Raw genomic sequence first — 17,547 nt, forward strand, 5'->3', positions numbered from 1 at the left:
GACGTGTGTGACACGAATCCGCTGAACAGCCTGAAGGACATCTTCGAGCTCATCATCAACCCGGTCGGAATGTTCGTCCGGATCATCGCCAACCTGATCCTCGCCGGGGCGATCTCGATCTTCGGTGAGTTGACCGACGAGGTGCCCACCCTCTCGGCGGAGGCGGACGGCGAGCCCTCCATGGCCGTCCCCGGGATGATCAGCGACCAGATCGAGTGGCTCATCGTCTACCTGGCGATCGGCTCGATCCTCTTCGCCGCCGCCAAGATGGCGATGGATCGGCGCGCCGAGGCCGGCAAGGTGGCGCTGCGCGGCTTCCTCCGGGTGATCCTGGTGGCCGGGGCTGGCTCGTGGATAGCGATCAAGGCCGCCGCCATCTCGGACGACTACACCCGGCACCTCTTCTCCACGGCTTCCCTGAACATCATCAAGAGCGTGCCGTGCATCGACGACGGCTCCGGGATGGAGGCGTTCCTCCTCCTGGTCCTGGCCTTCCTGCTGCTGATCTCGGCCATCGTGCACGTCCTGCTGCTCTACGTCCGCCTCGGCGTGATGATCCTCCTGCTCGGCACCCTTCCGCTGGCCGCCGCCGCATCCATGACGAGCTGGGGTGCCGGCTGGTGGCGCAAGCACATCGGCTGGACGGTCGCCTGGCTGCTCTACAAACCGGCGGTCGGCCTGATCATGTACGCCGGCTCGCAGATGATCGCCCAGGGGAACAACTACGAGAACGGCATCCACAGCCGAATAGCCGGGGTCGGCGTACTGCTGCTGTCGGCGATCGCGCTCCCCGCCCTGCTCAAGCTCGTGGTCCCGGCCACGGCGGCGCTAGGCACCGGTGACCCGGCCGGCACCGCCATCTCCGCGGCCGGTGGCGCGATCGCCTCAGGTGCGAAGAAGGTCGTCAGTTCCGCCGCGTCGTCGTCCGGCGGCAGTGTCGGGCCGTCCGGGTCACGGGCACCCAGCGGTGCCTCCGGCCCTGCCGGCAGAGACGGCGGGGGAGGGAGTTCCGGGAGTGGAGGCCGCGACGGTGCGCCTGGCCGCGACGGCGCTGGCGCACGGCCCGCCCCGAGCCAGGCCGGTGCCGCGACGAGCGCCTCCGGCGCAGCAGCGGCCGCCGCCGGGCCCGCCGCCGCCGTGATCGGCGCGACGTACCAGGCGGCTCAGGTCGGCCGGCGCATGGTGTCCGGCGCGGTGGAGCGCGCTGACGGCGACGCGGGCCACAACTGACAGTGGGTCGGCGGTCGACCGCCGACCAGAAGAGACGAGGGAGAGGTCCATGTCGACGGAAGCCGCCATCGAACCGACGTACGGGAACTGGCGCCGGCCACGCCGCGCCGGGCTGGGACCGTTCGGCCTGCTCGGCACTGTCGGGGTCTTCGGCGGGCTGGTGGTGGTGCTGCTGGCGTCCCTGGCATCGCTCCAGGCGGCGATGGTGATCGGTACGCCGTTCGTGCTGGGCCTTGTTCCCATGGCCGTGCGCACCCCGGACGGCCGCAACCTGTATCAGCTCGTGACGCTGCGGATCGGCTGGTCCCGGCGCCGGGCCCGCGGCGAGCACCTGTACGTCTCGGGGCCGCTGTCGGCCCGTCCCGAGGGTCGGTTCGCCCCGCCCGGCATGCTCAGCGGGGTGGTTGCCCTGGAAGGGCGGGACGCCTACGACAGGCCGTTCGGGGTGCTGCACCACCGCCGTCGCAACCTCTACACGATCGTGCTGCGCTGTGAGCCCGACGGCGGGTCGCTTGTCGACCCGGACCAGGTCGACACCTGGGTGGCGCTCTGGGGCGAGTGGCTGTCCCGCCTCGCCCACGAGCCGGGGCTGCGCGGGGCGTCGGTGGTGGTGGAGACCGCGCCCGACCCGGGCACTCGACTGGCGACCGAGGTGCTTCCCCGGCTCGACGCCGACGCCCCGCCCGCCGCCCGCGCGGTGATGCAGGAGGTGGTCGACGACTACCCGTCGGCGTCGTCGGAGATGAACTCGTACATCACCCTGACGTACGCGCCTGTGGGTGGACCTCGCCGCGACCCGGAGGACGTCGTCACCGACCTGGCCATCCGGGTGCCGAGCCTGCTGACCGGGCTTGTCAGCGCAGGCGGTGGGGTGGCCGAGCCGCTCGACGTCGAGCAGATCGCCGAGGTGGTCCGAGTCGCGTACGACCCGGCGTGCGCCGCCGACGTGCTCAGCGTGCGCGCGGAGCACGGCCGCACCGGGTTGGAGTGGATCGACGCCGGGCCGGTGGCGGCGGTGGAGACGGTCGACGCGTACCAGCACGATTCCGGGGTGTCGCGGACCTGGCTGCTCACCCTGGCACCTCGGGGCACGGTCCGGTCCAGTGTGCTGCGGACCATGCTGGACGCCTCCGCCGGCACCCGCCGCAAGCGCGTGGCGCTGCTCTACCGACCGATCGACCCGGCCACCTCCGCCCGGATCGTCGAGGCGGACCGGCGGACCGCCCAGTTCATGGCGACCTCGGGTCGCGGCATGGTGCAGGCGCGGGCCGCCGCCGAGGTACGCGCCGCCGAACAGGCCGCCTCCGAGGAGGCCACCGGCGCCGGGCTCGTCGAGTTCTCCCTGATGCTCACCATCACCGTCGACCGCCCCGACCAGCTTGACGACGCGTCGGTGGTGGTGCGCAACCTGACCGGTGCCGCCCGGATCTCCATGCGGCCGGCCAACCGGATGCAGGCCGCCGCGTTCAGCTGCACCCTGCCGACCGGAATTCTGCCCTGGGAACAGACCATGCTGCCGCACGAACTCCAGGAGGCGATGTGAGCACCCAACTCGGTGCCGGCTGGCCGGTCGGGCACGCCGGGGCGTCCACGGCGCTCACGGGCCTGGTCGGTGAGCCGGACGACGAGGCCCCGAAGCCGGCCAAGGCCACGCCACCGAAGCTCCGCCGGGACGTCCCGGTCTCGGCACGGGGCTGGGACGGACCGGGCGGCGGCAAGGTCGGCTACCTCGACGCCCCGACGATGTGGCGGGCCACCACCGTGCAGGCGTGCGGGCTCTGGCCATTTTCGGCGGGCTCCGGCGCGCCGATGTCGGGGGTGCCGCTCGGTCAGCATCTCTTCACCGGCGCGACGGTGTGCGGCGACCCGATCTCGTGGTTCACCCGGGCGAAGTACATCTCCAACCCGTCGCTGTTCATGCTCGGCATGCCCGGCCTGGGCAAGTCGACCCTGATCAACCGGATGGCGGTGGGGCTGGCCGCCACCGGTGTGGTGCCGCTGGTCCTCGGCGACCTGAAGCCTGACTACGCAGACACGGTCCGCGCCCTCGGTGGGCAGGTGATCTCGATCGGTCGCGGGGTCGGTGGCATCAACGTGCTGGACCCGGGAGCGATGGGGCTTGCCGCCGAACGGATCGGTGGCAAGGCCGGTCAGGCGCTGGCGGCCGAGACCCACGGCCGGGTGCTCAACATGGTGGCGGCGCTGCTGACAATCGTGCGGGGCCGGCCCCTGGACGATCACGAGCAGGCGGTGCTCTCCGCCTGCCTGCGGCACCTGCGGGAACGTACCCCGAACGGTCGTGCCCCGGTCCTTCCGGATCTGCTGCGGGTGTTGGAGGAGGGCCCGGACCGGGTCCGGGCGGTGACCCTGGACCGGGGGCAGGAGACCCGGTACCGCGACGCGGTGGACCCGCTGCACCGCTCGCTGCTCGGCATCCTCGACGGCGCGCTCGGTGACACGTTCGGCTCGACCACCTCGACCCGGATCAACCTGGACGCCCCCGCCGTCTGCATCGACATCTCCCGGATCGGCGAGTCGGACACCCAGCTCACCGCGGCGGCGATGCTCGCCGCCTGGTCTGACGGACTGGGTACGGTCGCAGCCGCGCACGCCCTGGCCGACGCCGGCATGGCACCGCGCCGCTGGTTCTTCACGATCCTTGACGAGTTGTGGCGCCCGCTGCGGGCGGCCTCCGGCATCGTCGACCGGATCGACGCGCTGACCCGGCTCAACCGGTCGCTCGGCCTCGGCGACGCGAAGATCACCCACACCCTCAAGGACGCCGAGGCGCTCGGCACCGACGCCGACCGGGCCAAGGCGCGCGGTTTCGTGGAGCGGGCCGGGATCGTCGCCTGCGCCGGACTGCCGGCCGCCGAGATGACCGAGCTGGGCCGGGTGATCGGCCTGTCCCGCCGGGAGATCGAGCTGGTGTCCTCCTGGTCGTCCCCGCCGGGCTGGGCGAGCAGCGGCAGCAACGAGGAGCCGCCCGGCCGGGGCCGGTTCCTGATCAAGGTGGGTGGTCGGCCCGGCATCCCGATCCGGGTGTCCATCACCGACACCGAGCGCCGCCTGCACGACACCAACCAGCGCTGGGTGCAGAACGGGTACGCCGAACAGCAGGCCGCCGAGCGGGCGGCTGCCCGCAAGGCGGTATTCGAGGCCGAGGCCGAGTTGGGCAACCTGGCCACCCGACCGGAGTACGCCCAGGTGAGCGACGAAGCCGGCCGGAGGTTTCAGGCGTGAGCGGGAAGATGTCCTCCGGTCCGCCACGCGGGGCGGACCTGTTCTTCTGGGCCTTCAGCCTGGTGGTCCTCGCCAACCTCGGGCTCTTCATCGTCGCCTGGACCGGCGGCACGCTCGGCGCCGGCGTGACCGGGCACGGCTGGCGGCCGCCGCCGTTCACAATGGGCTCGTACTTCGCGTTGGTCTCCGGCGACCTCGACACGCTCTGGCCCGGTGCGTCCCCGTACGCGGTCTACGGCGGGATGGTCGTGGTGGCCGCGCTCCTCGTCGTGCCGGTAGTGGTGGCCGGGCGCTGGCTGCTCGACCGGCGCAACCAGGGCGTCGGGCTGGCCCGCCGCCGCGATCTCGCGTCGCTGGCCCCGGCCGGTATCGCCGCCCGCGCCCGGGAACTGCGTCCCTCGCTGGCCGGGATGAAGCACCTGCCGCCGGACGAGACCGGCAACCTGCTCGGCGACCTGTCCCCGAACGGCCCGGAGCTGCGCTCCTCCTACGAGGATGTGGAGCTGGACCTGATGGCGCCCCGGGCCGGCAAATCCACGGGCATCGCCATACCCCGGGTGCTGCGTGCCCGCGGCGCGGTCCTGCTGACGTCAAACAAGTCCGACGTGTACGCGGTGACCCGCGCCGAACGGGAACGCGTCGGCACCGTCTGGACGTTCGACCCGCAGGGCATCGCGCACGCGCCTCGGGAGATGTGGTGGGACATCCTCGCCGACTGCGTCACGATCGAGGGCGCGCGGCGACTGGCCGGGCACTTCGTCGCCTCGGTCAACGACGACAGCTCGAAGAAGGACTTCTGGATCTCGGCGGCGCAGAACACCCTGACCGCGCTCTTCCTGGCCGCCGCCCGGGGGCGGGCCTCGGTCACCGATCTGCTCGGCTGGCTGGCCGACCCGGCCGACCGCACTCCGATCGACCTGCTGCGCGACGCGAACATGCAGGCGATGGCCGAGCAGTTGCAGGGCACCGTACGCGGGGCGGTGGAGACCCGCGACGGCATCTACGAGACCGCCCGGCAGTGTGTGGCGTGCCTGCTCGACCCGGACATCCTGGCGTGGGTAAGCCCGGACCCGTACCTGCCGCAGTTCCGTCCGGACCGGCACGTGCTCGGCCGGGACACCCTCTACCTGCTCTCCAAGGACGGTGGCGGCTCCGCCGCCGGGGTGATCGCCGGACTCGCCGACGCGACGCTGCGGGCCGGGGTGGTCGCCGCCGAGCGGATGGGCGGGCGGCTGGACCCGCCGATGACGGCGGTGCTCGACGAGGCGGCGAACGTGTGCCGGATCTCCGACCTGCCCGACCTCTACTCGCACCTCGGCTCGCGCGGGATCAACGTGGTGACCCTGTTGCAGAGCTACCGGCAGGGGTCCCGGGTCTGGGGCGAGGCGGGCATGGACGCGATGTGGGGCGCGGCCACAATCAAGCTGCTCGGCGCGGGGCTCGACGACGCCGACTTCGTGGAGAAGATCTCCAAGCTGGTAGGTCAGCACGATGTGAGCACCGTCAGCGTCTCGCGCAGCCGGGACGGCTCGTCGCGGTCCGTCTCGTACCGGCAGGAGCACGTCCTGCCTGCCGACCGGATCCGCGCCCTGCCGAAGGGGACAGCCCTGTTGCTGGCCACCGGCGTCCGACCGGCGGTGATCAAGCTGCGCCCCTGGTACAAGGAGCCGGACGCGGGACGGATCTCGGCGCTGGCCAAGCAGGAGGTCGCGGCCATCACCGAACGGGCCACCGCCAAGCTCGGCACGGGGTGGTCGTAGGGATTCGGCAGCCTCATCGGGACGCGATCAAATCTCCCGTTACGAGGTGCACCGCGCACTGTCCTCCACCGTAGTGCTGGCGACAGAGGGCGTGCGACGAGCACGGTGCCGCCGCGCTCGCGTGCAGGCCGTGGTCTGTTCTGGGTACGGCTGGTCACGGTCGGCGGGCCATCCAAAAAAGATCTCCGATCCGGACTGAACCGGCGCGCCGGGTGCCGCGTAGAGCGGGAATCCACGTCCGCCGTCGTCAGGAGACGATGAAATGGAACGTAGTCAGAACTCCAGACAACCCTACGACCACGGAAGCGGCTACCAGGGCTCCAGCCGCAGCGCCAGCGACCAGGGCGACGACAACGCCTACACCTACGACAACCCCTATCCCTACGCCTACGACAACGGCTCGACGTACGACGTAAGCCCGTGGGCGGAGACCGCACCCGTCCCAGACACGTCGCAGTACTACGCGGACACATCGCTGTACTACGCGAACACCTCGCAGTATGCGAACAGCGGTGTCGACGTCGCACCGCAGCCGCTCGCGGCTGTTGCGTCCTCCTCGATGCCGGTGAGTTACTCCCACCCGACCGAGTGGGCGCAGAGTGGTGAGGTCGATGACCTCACCACTCTGATGCAGCGTCAGCACCTCTCCGACGACTACGGCCCCCTCCAGCAGGACGTGCTGGAGGCGCAGGACGCGTTCGCCTCGTCGGGCGCTGATTACTGGGCGTCCGCGGCGGTCCCGGTGGCGCCGCCGCCTACCTTCGGCGAGATGGACGAGAGCACGGCCGCGTGGCAGAGCGCCGCTGAGGAGATCCTCCGCGGTGTCAACGATGCCGCGTCGGGGGCGGAGTTCCAGCTCGGAACCCACCAGGGGATCCCGAGCGAACTGATCGTCTCCAACGGCTCCCCGCTCGCCAGCCCCGGCCACTCCCGGGGCGGTTCCCCGACCGGTTCGATCCGCGACGGGGATGGCCGGGAGCCGGGGCGGGCGGAATCGTTCCGGATCACCGAGACGGATCGAGGGGAACTGGGGGTCGCGCAGAACACCGGTGGTGGTTGGCGGGAGGTCGGCCGAGACGAGGAGATCCGGACCCGGATCTTGTATGCGCTCGGCAGCACACTCGAGGGGATCGGGCGGACCGCTGCCGTCTCGATGGCCATCGCGACAGGCAACGCGACGATTCTCGGTGCCGACATCTACAACAGAGGGCAGAGCATCTACGAGAACCTCACCAACCCACCGGTCAACCTTCCGCGACTGGGCCGGGACGTCGCCGACATCGCCGGTCTCGCCGCCGGAGTCGCGGCCGGTTACACAGTGGTCTCGGGTGTGAACCGGCAAGCGTCAACGGACGACTACCTGGCGATCAACAGGCCCAATATCCGAGCGGCGGGCTACCTGAACTTTACGTCCGTTGCCGCGTACGGGGCAGGTTCCTATCTGGCCGGTGTGGAGAATCGGAGAGCTGCGGCCACGCCCACCGACGTCGGCGGCGAGCGCGGGTCGCACGAGACGTCCGCACCAGAGCCGTCGGGGTCACACCGGTCGCGGGGAACGACAAGCGACGCTGCCCGGATGACCGCTCCGGACACCTCACATCACGAGGCCGAGCAGGTGGGGGAGTCGAGCAACCGGTCGACACACCAGCACGTCAGTTCGCGACGCGCAGACAAAGCGCCGGCGAGACGGTGACGCCCGTCCTGCGCCAGGTCGGGCAGAGGTGCGTACCCAGCCTCTGCCCGCACTGACCGCAGGTGGCACCCCTGGCCGGTTGTGCCTGGTCAGGGGTGCCGCCCCTCCGCGGAGCACGGCCCTCGTTACCTGACGCCGGCATCCCGAGTGGTGACGGGCTGTCGGCGGATGGCGCCGCGGGGCCGCTCTCCGCTGCCGTCCGCACGGCGGCGCGGATGTCATGGCGCAAACGAGCGCAGTCCGGGATAGCCTTACCGTATATGGCTACCTATCGCAGCACCTCAGTGCTTCTCTCGTCGGACGGCACCAGGACCCCCGGCACCGTCGCGCTCTTCGCCGAGCCTGCCCGCAGGGGTGGGATCGCGCCGTGGGCAGGCGACTTCCGGCCTGCCAACAGCGCCGGTAACGGCCCCAAGAACGCAGTCGGAAAGACCTTCAGTCTGGAGTTGCCCGACGGCAGCACCGGCACTGTCGTGGTCCAGAGCCTCAAACAGGGCAAGGGCGGCACCGTGCTGGCGCTGATGGGCGAGGACGCGCCTCCGTTCTGAGGCAACGCACTACCGAATTCCTCATCCCGGTCGACGGGCGGCTGCCGGGGTGGCAGTTCGCGATCGACGACGTGGCCTGACGACCACGCGCCGCCCAGCACAGAGGCCGGGCAGCGCGTGGTCGGCGCTGCCTGATGCGGTGCTAGGTGCGCGTGCTCCACTGCTGGTTGGCGCCACCGTGGCAGGCCCAGAGGTGAAGTTGCGTCCCGTTGGCAGTGCCGGCGCCGACAGCATCGAGGCAGAGCCCCGACTGCGCCGCGGTGATGGTGCCGTTGGAGTTCAGGTTCCACTGCTGGTTCGCCTGGCCGTTGCAGTCCCAGATGATGACCGCGGTGCCGTTGGCGCTGCCGGCTCCGCTGGCGTCCAGGCATTTGTTGCCGTACACGGTAAGGGTGCGGTTGGCGGTATGGGTCCAGCGCTGGTTGGTCCCGCCGTGACAGTCCCACAACTGCGCCCGGGCGCCGTTGCTCGTGCTGGAATTGGGGATGTCGATGCACCGGCCGGACTGGCTGCCCGCGATCAGCACGTTCTGCCGGGCGGGCGGCGGGGTCGACGGCGGGGGAGTGGTGGGCGGCGGAGTGGACCCGAACTGGGTGAAGAACCGCCACACCTCCTGCTTGACCCAGCTCCGCGCGCCGCTCTCACAGCCGGCGCACCCGTCCACCGGGCCCTGCTGGTGGCCGCCGTCGAACGCGGCCCAGACCACCGGATAACCGCTCTGGCACGAGTAGGCGGTGGTGATGTGGGTCCGGCTGCCCGGTGCGGGCTCGGGTGGGTTCTGCGCGGCGCAGCCGTTGTTCCGGACGAACCTGTCGCGCAGTGACCGTCCGCTGGAGATGTTGTCGTTGATGCCGTGGATCCCCAGGTACGCCACCGGCTGCGTGCCGCCGCTGCACCCGCTGATCGGCCCGGGAGCCGCGATTGCCGCGACCGCCCGGAACACAGTGGGTCGGGAACACGCCAACGAGTAGCTCATCGCGCCGCCGTAGCTGAACCCGACCGAGAAACGTTGTGTCGTGTCGACACAGAGCGCGTTGTCGATCAGGCGGATCATGTCGTCGGTGAAGGTCACGTCCTCACCATTGGAATTGCCCCAGCCGTTACCGATGCCCTGCGGGGCGACGAAGATCGTGGTGTTGTTCGCCTGCGACTGCATGCCGTAGTACGCCCACGCGGCTCCGTCGGTTCCACCCGAGGCCACCTGCTCGGCAGTACCGCCCAACCAGTGGAACCCGAACGCCAGCCGGTGGGCATAGGTGTTGTTGTAGTTGTCCGGCAGCCGAAGGATGAAGCTGCGGCTCTTCCCGCTGCTCTGGATGGTGTGGGTGCCGCTGTTCAGCCCAGGCGCCCTGCCGCAGCCGGCAGTGGTGGCCGCGGCCGCCGACGCGGCGGTCGTAAGGACGTACGCTCCGACGGCGACCAGCGTCATGAGCGCCAGTGCTGCCCCTATCCAGGGGGTGGAGAGTTTGCGAACTAACACAGTTGAGCCTCCCTATGGGGCGAAGAAAACTCCGCGGGATCGTTGCCCTACCGAGGCGCTCGGCAGGGGTCAGCCTCGGCTCCATCGTTGGCTGGCCGCGCCGGTGCAGTCCCAGATCTGGATTCGTGTCCCGTTGGCAGTGCCGCCGCTGACGACGTCCAGACACCGGCCCGAACCAACTCCGGTGATTGAGCCGTCGGCATTGAGCCGCCACTTCTGGTTGGACTGGCCGTTGCAGTCCCAAATGATCACCGGGCTGCCGTTTGCGGTACCGGCGCCGCTGACGTCGAGGCACTTGCCGCCGAAGACCCGCAGCTCCTGCGAGGCGGTCGAGGTCCAGCTCTGGTTGGTCTGGCCGTGGCAGTCCCAGATGATCGCCGTGGTCCCGTTGGTCTGCGAGGCGCCGTTGACGTCCAGGCACCGTCCGGAGGACGTGTTGCGCAGGATCGACGTGCCGCTCGGCGGCGGGGTGGTCGGGGGCGGGGTGGTCGGGCCCGGCGTGGGGTCGGTGCTGCCGAACTGGGTGAAGAACCTCCACACCTCGCCCTTGGTCCAGGTCCTGGCTCCGCTGTCCCCACCGCCGTCCACCGGGCCGGGGGTGTGCCCGCCGTCGAAGGCGGCCCACACCACCGGATAGCCGGCCCGGCAACCGGAGTAGGTGGTGGTGATGTGGGTCAGGCTGCCCGCCCTCGGCTCGGGTGGGTTCTGTGCGGTGCACCCGTTGTTCCGCACGAACCTGTCCCGGAGAGAACGTCCGGCGGAGATGTTGAGCACCGAGTCCCCAAGGCCGTGGATTCCCATGTACGCGATCGGCTCGGTGCCGCCGCTGCACCCGCTGAGCTGCCCGCCCGAGTAGACCGCGACAGCGCGGAAGACACCGGCTCGGGAACAGGCGAGCGAGAAGCTCATGCCTCCGCCGTAGCTGAAGCCGAGCGCGAAGCGCTGCGTCGTGTCGACACAGAGGTCCGCGTCGATCAGCCTGATCATGTCGTCGACGAAGGTGACGTCCTGGCCTCCGGGGTTGGCCCAGCCGTTGCCGTTGCCCTGGGGGGCGACGAAAATGGTGCTGTTGTTCGCCTGCTGCCGCAGCCCGTAGTAGGACCAGGCAGCCCCGTCCGACCCACCGGAGTCGACGTCGTTGGCGGTGCCGCCGTTCCAGTGGAATCCGAAGATCAATCGGTAGGCGTGGTTGCGGTCGTAGTTGTCGGGGATCCTCAGGATGAAACTGCGGTTCTGGCCGCTGCTCTGGATGGACCGTTGTCCGCTTGTCAACGTGGGTGCCTTGCCGCACCCGGCGGTGGCGGCGGCCACCGCGACGTTCGCGGCCGACGCGGTGCCGCCCACACCGCCGGCCAGTGCGGTCGCGCCCACGGCCACGACGACAGCCGCGGCCGTCGCGAGAGAACGAAGGAGGGGTCTACGTTTTGTCATGATGGGGCTCCCGCCACTCGGCACGGATCGATCCACAGGTAGAAGAAGCTCGGCGACCGCGCGGCGTCGCGTCCGGGTGCCCCCGCTGACCACTCGCCGCAGCGGAGCCCGAGAAGACGCGTTGTGCACGGCGTCCGGCCGGCTCATCGGCACCAGATCCCGCCACCGGTCTCGCCGCCCACGCGGGACCAGTCGGTGGTCGAATCGGTTCGGCCAGACGCTAGATCAGGCAGAGAAGTGTGTCAATGCTGTGTCCGGCGGGTTGCGGGTCGATGCGTCCCGGCGCGCTCGGTGCCCGGGGCGATGCGGCCGAGGGGTGTCGGTGGCCTCCAGCAGCGGCCTCGCGGCCCTGCTCCATGCCGGCATGTCGATTCCTTGACACTCACCGATGCGATCGCTAACACTGTTCGCAACGCGAGGGTAACAAGCACAAAACATTGCGCCGCATTTCGCGTGATGTGCGAAACGGCAACCGCTCCGCATCGGTTGTCATGGTTCCAGATCCCGATGGTCCTCGACCTCGAACAGGTTGATCTTGTTAACGCTAACATTGATGATCATCCGAGGCGGGATGCTCGTGCGCTCCTCCAGCTGACTCGTATGGCCATCCGCGAAGGAGAAACACCATGTCGAGAGCCCTCTCCCGGCTGTGTGCGGTGGCGGTCGCCGCGTGTCTGCTGTTCACCACATGGTCGGCGGCGACCCCGAAGGAGGCGTCCGCGCTCGACCCGACCGTCGGATACCTGATGGCGCACTTCACCGGAGAGTCGTCGACCGACCAACAGATCTACCTCGCCCACAGCGCCGACGGCCTTCGCTGGACGGACCTCAACAACGGTGGCCTCGTCCTGCGTTCCCCCATCGGCACCCGCGGTGTCCGCGACCCTGTCCTGGTCCGCTCGCCCGGCGGTGACAGGTACTGGATCATCGCCACGGACCTCTGCATCGGCTGCGGCCAGGACTGGTCGACAGCGATCAACAACGGCAGCCGCAACTTCGTCGTGTGGGAGTCCACCGACCTGGTCACCTGGTCGGCGCCGTGGCTGCTGAACGTCGCTGGCGCCATCCCGGACGGGCGCAACGCCTGGGCGCCCGAGGCGATCTGGAACCCGGCCACCGGCGACTACGTCCTCTACTGGGCAACGAACGTCCCGCTCAACGGGGTCACCAAACACCGCATCTACTACGCGCGGACGAGGAACTTCCGCAGCATCACCACACCGCAGCTCTACATCAGCCGACCCGGCAACCAGGAGATCATCGACACCCAGATCGTCGAGGTTCCGGCCGGCGTCGGTGCCTACCGCTACGTCCGGGCGTCCCGGGACGGTCAGATCACACTCGAAGGCAGCAACTCGATCCTCGGCACCTGGACGACCCTCGGAAACCTGTCCGGCATCGGGCTGACCGGCGCCCAGGTCGAAGGCCCGATGTGGCTGAAGTTCAACACCCGCAACGAGTGGGTTCTCTACCTCGACCAGTACGCCAGCGGGCGCGGCTACCTGCCCGTGCTGACAACCGATCCGTCGAGCCCGGGTGGCTTCCGGCTGCCGGCCTCCGGCTCGTACTCCCTGGGTGGCACCAAGAAACGCCACGGATCGATCCTCAACCTGACCGCCGCCGAACAGAGCCGCGTGCTCGCCCGCTGGCCCGCCACAGCGGTCAACCGGATCCAGTCGTACAACCTCCAGGACCGGTACGTGCGGCACGCCAACTACGACGCCCGCGTCGACGCGAACGTCAGCCCCGCCCAGGACGGCCAGTGGCGGTTGGTGCCCGGCCTCGCCGGCTCCGGCACGGTCTCCATCCAGTCGGTCAACTACCCCGGCTACTACCTGCGCCACTACGGGTTCGACTTCCGGCTGGAAGCCAACGACGGCACCACCACCTTCGCGTCCGACGCCACGTTCCGGCAGGTCGCCGGCCTCGCAAACTCGTCGTGGACGTCGTTCCAGTCCTACAGCCACCCCGACCGCTACATCAGGCACTACAACTACCTGCTCCGGCTCGATCCGGTCACCGACGCGCAGAGCCGCGCCGACGCCACATTCCGCGTGACCAGCTGAACGTCGTCTGAGCCCACATCGATTGGACATGCCATGACACGGATCAGGTCGGTACGTCGGCTGCTGATCACCCTGGTGGCCGCGTTGACCGCGCTGGCCGGCGTCATCGTCGTCACGTCGTCGCCCGCCACCGCCGCCACCAACCAGTTCCGAGGCATGAACTGGGCGGTGCTGGGTGACAACTTCAGCACCGGCCCGCTCGTCGTGCAGGGCCTGAGTGCCTCCGACAGCAACGCGACGGTGCGGGTCAAGGCGAACGCCCTCTACGACGACATGGCCTCCACAATGGGAGTCAACACCGTCCGTCTGCCCATCAACACCCACACGGTCGGGACGGCGTGGTGGGAGGCGTACCGAGGTGCCATCGACGCCGCCACCGCCCGCGGCTTCAAGGTCATCCTCGCGTACTGGGAGGACGGCGCCGCCTCCGGAGGCAGGATCACGAACCTCGCCGCGTGGAACGCCATGTGGTCCACTGTGACGAACACGTACGGGGCGAACACGAGCGTCTACTTCGAGCCGATGAACGAGCCGCACGGTTACAGCTCGGCGGAGTGGCGCAACGTCGCGGCGAACTGGCTCAGCTACCACTACTCGGCGGTGCCCGGCCGGGTGCTCATCGGCGGCACCGGCTTCAGCCAGGACCTGCGGGACATCTGCAACGACAGCCGCTTCGCCTCGACGCTGCTGTCCTTCCACCACTATGCCTTCTTCTACGGCGCGATGACCTATGACGCCTTCCGGAGCCACATCCAGACCCGCCTCGGCAACTGCGCCTCCCGCGCGGTAGCGACCGAGTTCGGCGCGCCCATGAACGACGGCCGCAACTACGCCGACGCGGGCAGCAGCGACAACTTCGTGCGGCACATCCGCGCCATGGCCCAGGTCATGCGCGACAACCAGATGGGCGGCACCTACTGGCCCGCCCTCGGCGGCAAGCCCGGCACCATCGGCTACGACTGGTACTCGATGTTCTCCCTGAGCGGTACCGGCACCGACCTCAACCTCACCGTGCGCAACACCTCCGGCGCCGACCAGATCCGGTACGCGTGGGGCGACACCATCGGTGGCGGTCCCACGACGCCCCCGCCTTCGACGGGTACGTACTACCGGATCACCGTGCGGCACAGCGGCAAGGCCATGGACGTCCAGCAACCGAACACCGACAACGGCGCGCGCGTCGGCCAGTACACGTACGGCGGCAGCGCCTGGCAGCAGTGGCAGTTCCAGGATGCCGGCAGCGGCTACTGGCGCATCATCAGCAGGCACAGCGGGAAGTGCCTCGACGTGGTGAGCGCCTCGACCGCCGACGGTGCCGAACTCGTCCAGTACACCTGTGGCGCCGGCGCCAACCAGCAGTTCCAGATGGTCACCAGCGGCGGCTACTTCCAGCTCCGGGCGCGCCACAGCGGCAAGTGCGTGGACGTACCGGCCGCGTCGACAGCGGACGGGGTGATCCTCAAGCAGTACACGTGCAACACCGGCGCCAATCAGCAGTGGTCGCGCACCGTCGTCTGACGGGGAGTCCGGCAAGAGCATCGACCGAGGTGTGAGATAGATTGGCGATCATCGATGCACTGCGTCATCGTCGAGGTATGACAGGCGTCTTCTCGTCCTCGCTGTTCCGCCGCCTCCGGCCGGGCCTGCTGGCCGCGGCCGCGCTGTCGACGGCGGTACTCGCGTCCGCTCTGAGCGTCGCACCGGCGGCCGACGCCGGCACGGCACCGGCCGCCGCCGCTTATCCCGGGGTCGCACCGGCCCCCGCTGGGGCGGCCGACCCGACCGGGCCCGCGTCGCCGACCTCGGCGCCCAGCACGCCGAGCACCTCACCCTTCCCGCCGAGCGTGCCCACCAACCTGGCTGCCAGCCAGGTCCGCACCGGCTCGGTCACCCTCACCTGGACAGCTTCCACGCGCGGCTGTTGCGCCATCGAGGGCTACGACATCATGTACTACGAGGCGTTCAGCGATGTCATCTACAGCGCCAGCGTCGGGCCCGTCACCACCACCACGATCACCAACTACATCCGGCCGGGCTGGCAGTACTCGTTCCGGGTGTCCGCCCGGGACTCCCTCGGCCACCGATCGAGCTACGGGGACGTGTTGACAGTCGTCACCCCGGTGGCGGACACCGGCCCGGACACCACCCCGCCGAGCGCCCCGCAGAACCTGACCGTCGGCGCGGTGACCGCCTCGACCGCCACGCTGTCCTGGTCGCCGTCGACGGACAACGTCGGCGTCCTCGGGTACGACGTCTACCGGTTCGACGGCTGGTTCACCTCAAGGCTGGTCGCCACCGTGAGCGCAACGACGTACACGGTATCTCTGCCCGCCTCGACGCCGCTGCACAACCTGTACTACGTGCGTGCCCGGGACGCGGTGGGCAACGTGTCGATCGCCTCCAACACGGTCGAGCTGCCCACGACGTCCGATCCGACGTCGCCTCCGCCGTCCTCGCCGCCTCCGCCTCCGCCGCCCTCTACCTGCCAGGTGACCTACCGGAACCAGTCCCAGTGGCAGGGCGGTTTCGTGGCCACCGTGACGATCCAGAATTCCGGGGCGACGCCGATCGACGGTTGGACCGTCACCTTCGGCTTCCCGGGAGACCAGCAGGTCACCTCGGGATGGAACGCCACGATCGCCCAGACGGGTGCCACGGTGACCGCCCGCAACGTCGACTGGAACCGCGTCATCGCGCCGAGCGGCTCCGCGTCCTTCGGCATCCAGGGGCGGTGGAGCGCCAGCAACGCCCCGCCGACCGGATTCTCGCTGAACGGCGCGCCCTGCACCGTGGGTTGAGCGTGACCCCCTCCCCCTTCTGCGAAGGAGTCTCGTGAGCACGCATCCGGCCACACCTCATCGCCTTCGCAGGGCCCTGATCGGCGCCGTCACGGCCGGCATCCTCGTGGCCTCCACCACGCTCGGTGGCACGCCCGCCTCCGCCGCGAACACGCTGAGCATGCGGGGCGCCGACGTCTCATCGTTGCAGCGCAGCCTCGACCTGGGCGCGAAGTACTACGACGCCGGCGGCGCCGCCCGCGACCCGCTGGACATCCTGAAGTCCGTCGGCGTCAACTACGTACGGCTGCGCGTCTGGAACAACCCGATCAGCGGCTACAACAACAAGAGCAAGGTGCTGGGGCAGGCGAGGGTGGCCAAGGCGAAGGGCCTCAAGGTCCTCATCGACTTCCACTACTCCGACACCTGGGCCGACCCGGGCAAGCAGTACAAGCCGGCTGCCTGGGCCGGTCACAGCCTGAGCCAACTGCGCAGCGACGTGTACGCCTTCACCTACGACGTCTGCGCCAGCCTCAGGGGGCAGGGCACCACGCCGGACAGCGTGCAGATCGGCAACGAGATCAACGTCGGGATGCTGTGGAACGAGGGGAAGGTCGTCAACAACGACTTCGCCCCGCTGGCCGGGCTGCTGAAGCAGGGCTACAACGCCACCAAGGCGTGCGGCAGCGGCATCCCCGTGATGATCCACACCGCGAACGCCGACAGCAACGCCAACGCCCGTTGGTTCTACGACGGCATCCGCGCGCAGGGCGTGCAGTGGGACATCACGGCGCTGTCGTACTACTGCATGTGGCACGGCAGCCTGTCGAATCTCTACAACAACATCGTCGACGTTCGCGGGCGTTACGGGAAGCCGGTGGTGATAGTGGAGACCGCGTACCCCTTCACCCGCAACAACGCGGACAGCGAGCCGAACGCCATCGGCGACGCGACATGTGACGGCATCAGCGCGACCTGGGCCGGGCAGGCCCAGGAGTTCGACTGGGTGCAGAACACCGCTCGCAATGCGGGAGCCGTCGGTGTCTTCTACTGGGAGCCGACCTGGTACGCCGTCAACGGCAACGGCTGGGACCCGGCCAACATCAGCGGCACCGGGAACCAGTGGGACAACATGGCCGTCTTCGACTGGTCCGGGAGGGTGAACCCCGGCGTGCGCTGGACGCCCTGATCCGCTGCCACGCGTCGGCCTGATCGACACCCATCGCTCAGACCGGCGCTCGGCCCGATGAGGGCCGGCGCGAATCGTCGGCGCTGTCGGTTGCGCGGCAGTGTCCGAGCACGGACAGTGCGCGCCGTCT

12 protein-coding genes are annotated in these 17,547 nt (G+C 69.5%); 10 read left to right on the forward strand and 2 right to left on the reverse strand.

The window, feature by feature from the left end:
• Positions 1-3 precede the first annotated feature (3 nt).
• From ADK66_RS17280 to ADK66_RS17305, 6 genes are all read left to right on the forward strand, one after another.
• On the forward strand, positions 4-1,230 hold the full coding sequence (locus ADK66_RS17280) for a hypothetical protein (protein ID WP_053656517.1): 1,227 nt from the start codon (positions 4-6) through the stop codon (positions 1,228-1,230).
• 49 nt (positions 1,231-1,279) lie between these two features.
• Positions 1,280-2,773, forward strand: coding sequence for an SCO6880 family protein (locus ADK66_RS17285; protein WP_053656519.1), 1,494 nt, complete (start codon positions 1,280-1,282; stop codon positions 2,771-2,773).
• Positions 2,770-4,473, forward strand: coding sequence for an ATP/GTP-binding protein (locus tag ADK66_RS17290; protein ID WP_231640074.1), 1,704 nt, complete (start codon positions 2,770-2,772; stop codon positions 4,471-4,473). The genes ADK66_RS17285 and ADK66_RS17290 overlap by 4 nt, the downstream gene beginning before the upstream one ends.
• Entirely contained in the window at positions 4,470-6,233 is a 1,764-nt protein-coding gene (locus ADK66_RS17295; protein ID WP_231640075.1) for a type IV secretory system conjugative DNA transfer family protein, read from the forward strand. The genes ADK66_RS17290 and ADK66_RS17295 overlap by 4 nt, the downstream gene beginning before the upstream one ends.
• A gap of 262 nt (positions 6,234-6,495) precedes the next feature.
• Complete coding sequence (locus ADK66_RS17300; RefSeq protein ID WP_053656521.1) at positions 6,496-7,926, forward strand: hypothetical protein; 1,431 nt, start codon at positions 6,496-6,498, stop codon at positions 7,924-7,926.
• Positions 7,927-8,186: 260 nt separating this feature from the next.
• Positions 8,187-8,474, forward strand: a complete 288-nt coding sequence (locus ADK66_RS17305; protein ID WP_209273209.1) for a hypothetical protein — start codon at positions 8,187-8,189, stop codon at positions 8,472-8,474.
• Between the two features lie 142 nt (positions 8,475-8,616).
• On the opposite strand, the gene ADK66_RS17310 is transcribed toward ADK66_RS17305, so the two are convergent.
• Together ADK66_RS17310 and ADK66_RS17315 are read right to left on the reverse strand one after the other, a co-directional pair.
• Positions 8,617-9,954: a ricin-type beta-trefoil lectin domain protein gene (locus tag ADK66_RS17310; protein ID WP_369814803.1), complete on the reverse strand. Its 1,338-nt coding sequence runs from the start codon at positions 9,952-9,954 to the stop codon at positions 8,617-8,619.
• 69 nt (positions 9,955-10,023) lie between these two features.
• Positions 10,024-11,385 (reverse strand): lectin, encoded by a 1,362-nt coding sequence (locus ADK66_RS17315; RefSeq protein ID WP_053656525.1) that lies wholly within the window; start codon positions 11,383-11,385, stop codon positions 10,024-10,026.
• A 626-nt stretch (positions 11,386-12,011) separates the two neighbouring features.
• Between ADK66_RS17315 and ADK66_RS17320 the strand changes: the two genes are divergently transcribed.
• The 4 genes from ADK66_RS17320 to ADK66_RS17335 all read left to right on the forward strand — a co-directional run bounded on the left by ADK66_RS17320 (position 12,012) and on the right by ADK66_RS17335 (position 17,417).
• A complete protein-coding gene (locus ADK66_RS17320; RefSeq protein ID WP_053656528.1) occupies positions 12,012-13,451 on the forward strand; it encodes a glycoside hydrolase family 43 protein in 1,440 nt (479 codons plus the stop codon).
• Between the two features lie 33 nt (positions 13,452-13,484).
• The gene (locus tag ADK66_RS17325; protein WP_053656530.1) at positions 13,485-14,969 is read left to right on the forward strand and encodes an RICIN domain-containing protein; all 1,485 of its coding nucleotides are present in this window, start codon (positions 13,485-13,487) and stop codon (positions 14,967-14,969) included.
• Between the two features lie 77 nt (positions 14,970-15,046).
• Positions 15,047-16,249, forward strand: coding sequence for a cellulose binding domain-containing protein (locus tag ADK66_RS17330; RefSeq protein ID WP_053656531.1), 1,203 nt, complete (start codon positions 15,047-15,049; stop codon positions 16,247-16,249).
• Positions 16,250-16,283: 34 nt separating this feature from the next.
• Complete coding sequence (locus ADK66_RS17335; protein ID WP_082377507.1) at positions 16,284-17,417, forward strand: glycosyl hydrolase 53 family protein; 1,134 nt, start codon at positions 16,284-16,286, stop codon at positions 17,415-17,417.
• Positions 17,418-17,547: the final 130 nt, after the last annotated feature.

The organism is Micromonospora sp. NRRL B-16802, assembly GCF_001279555.1.
Lineage (GTDB): Bacteria > Actinomycetota > Actinomycetes > Mycobacteriales > Micromonosporaceae > Micromonospora > Micromonospora profundi.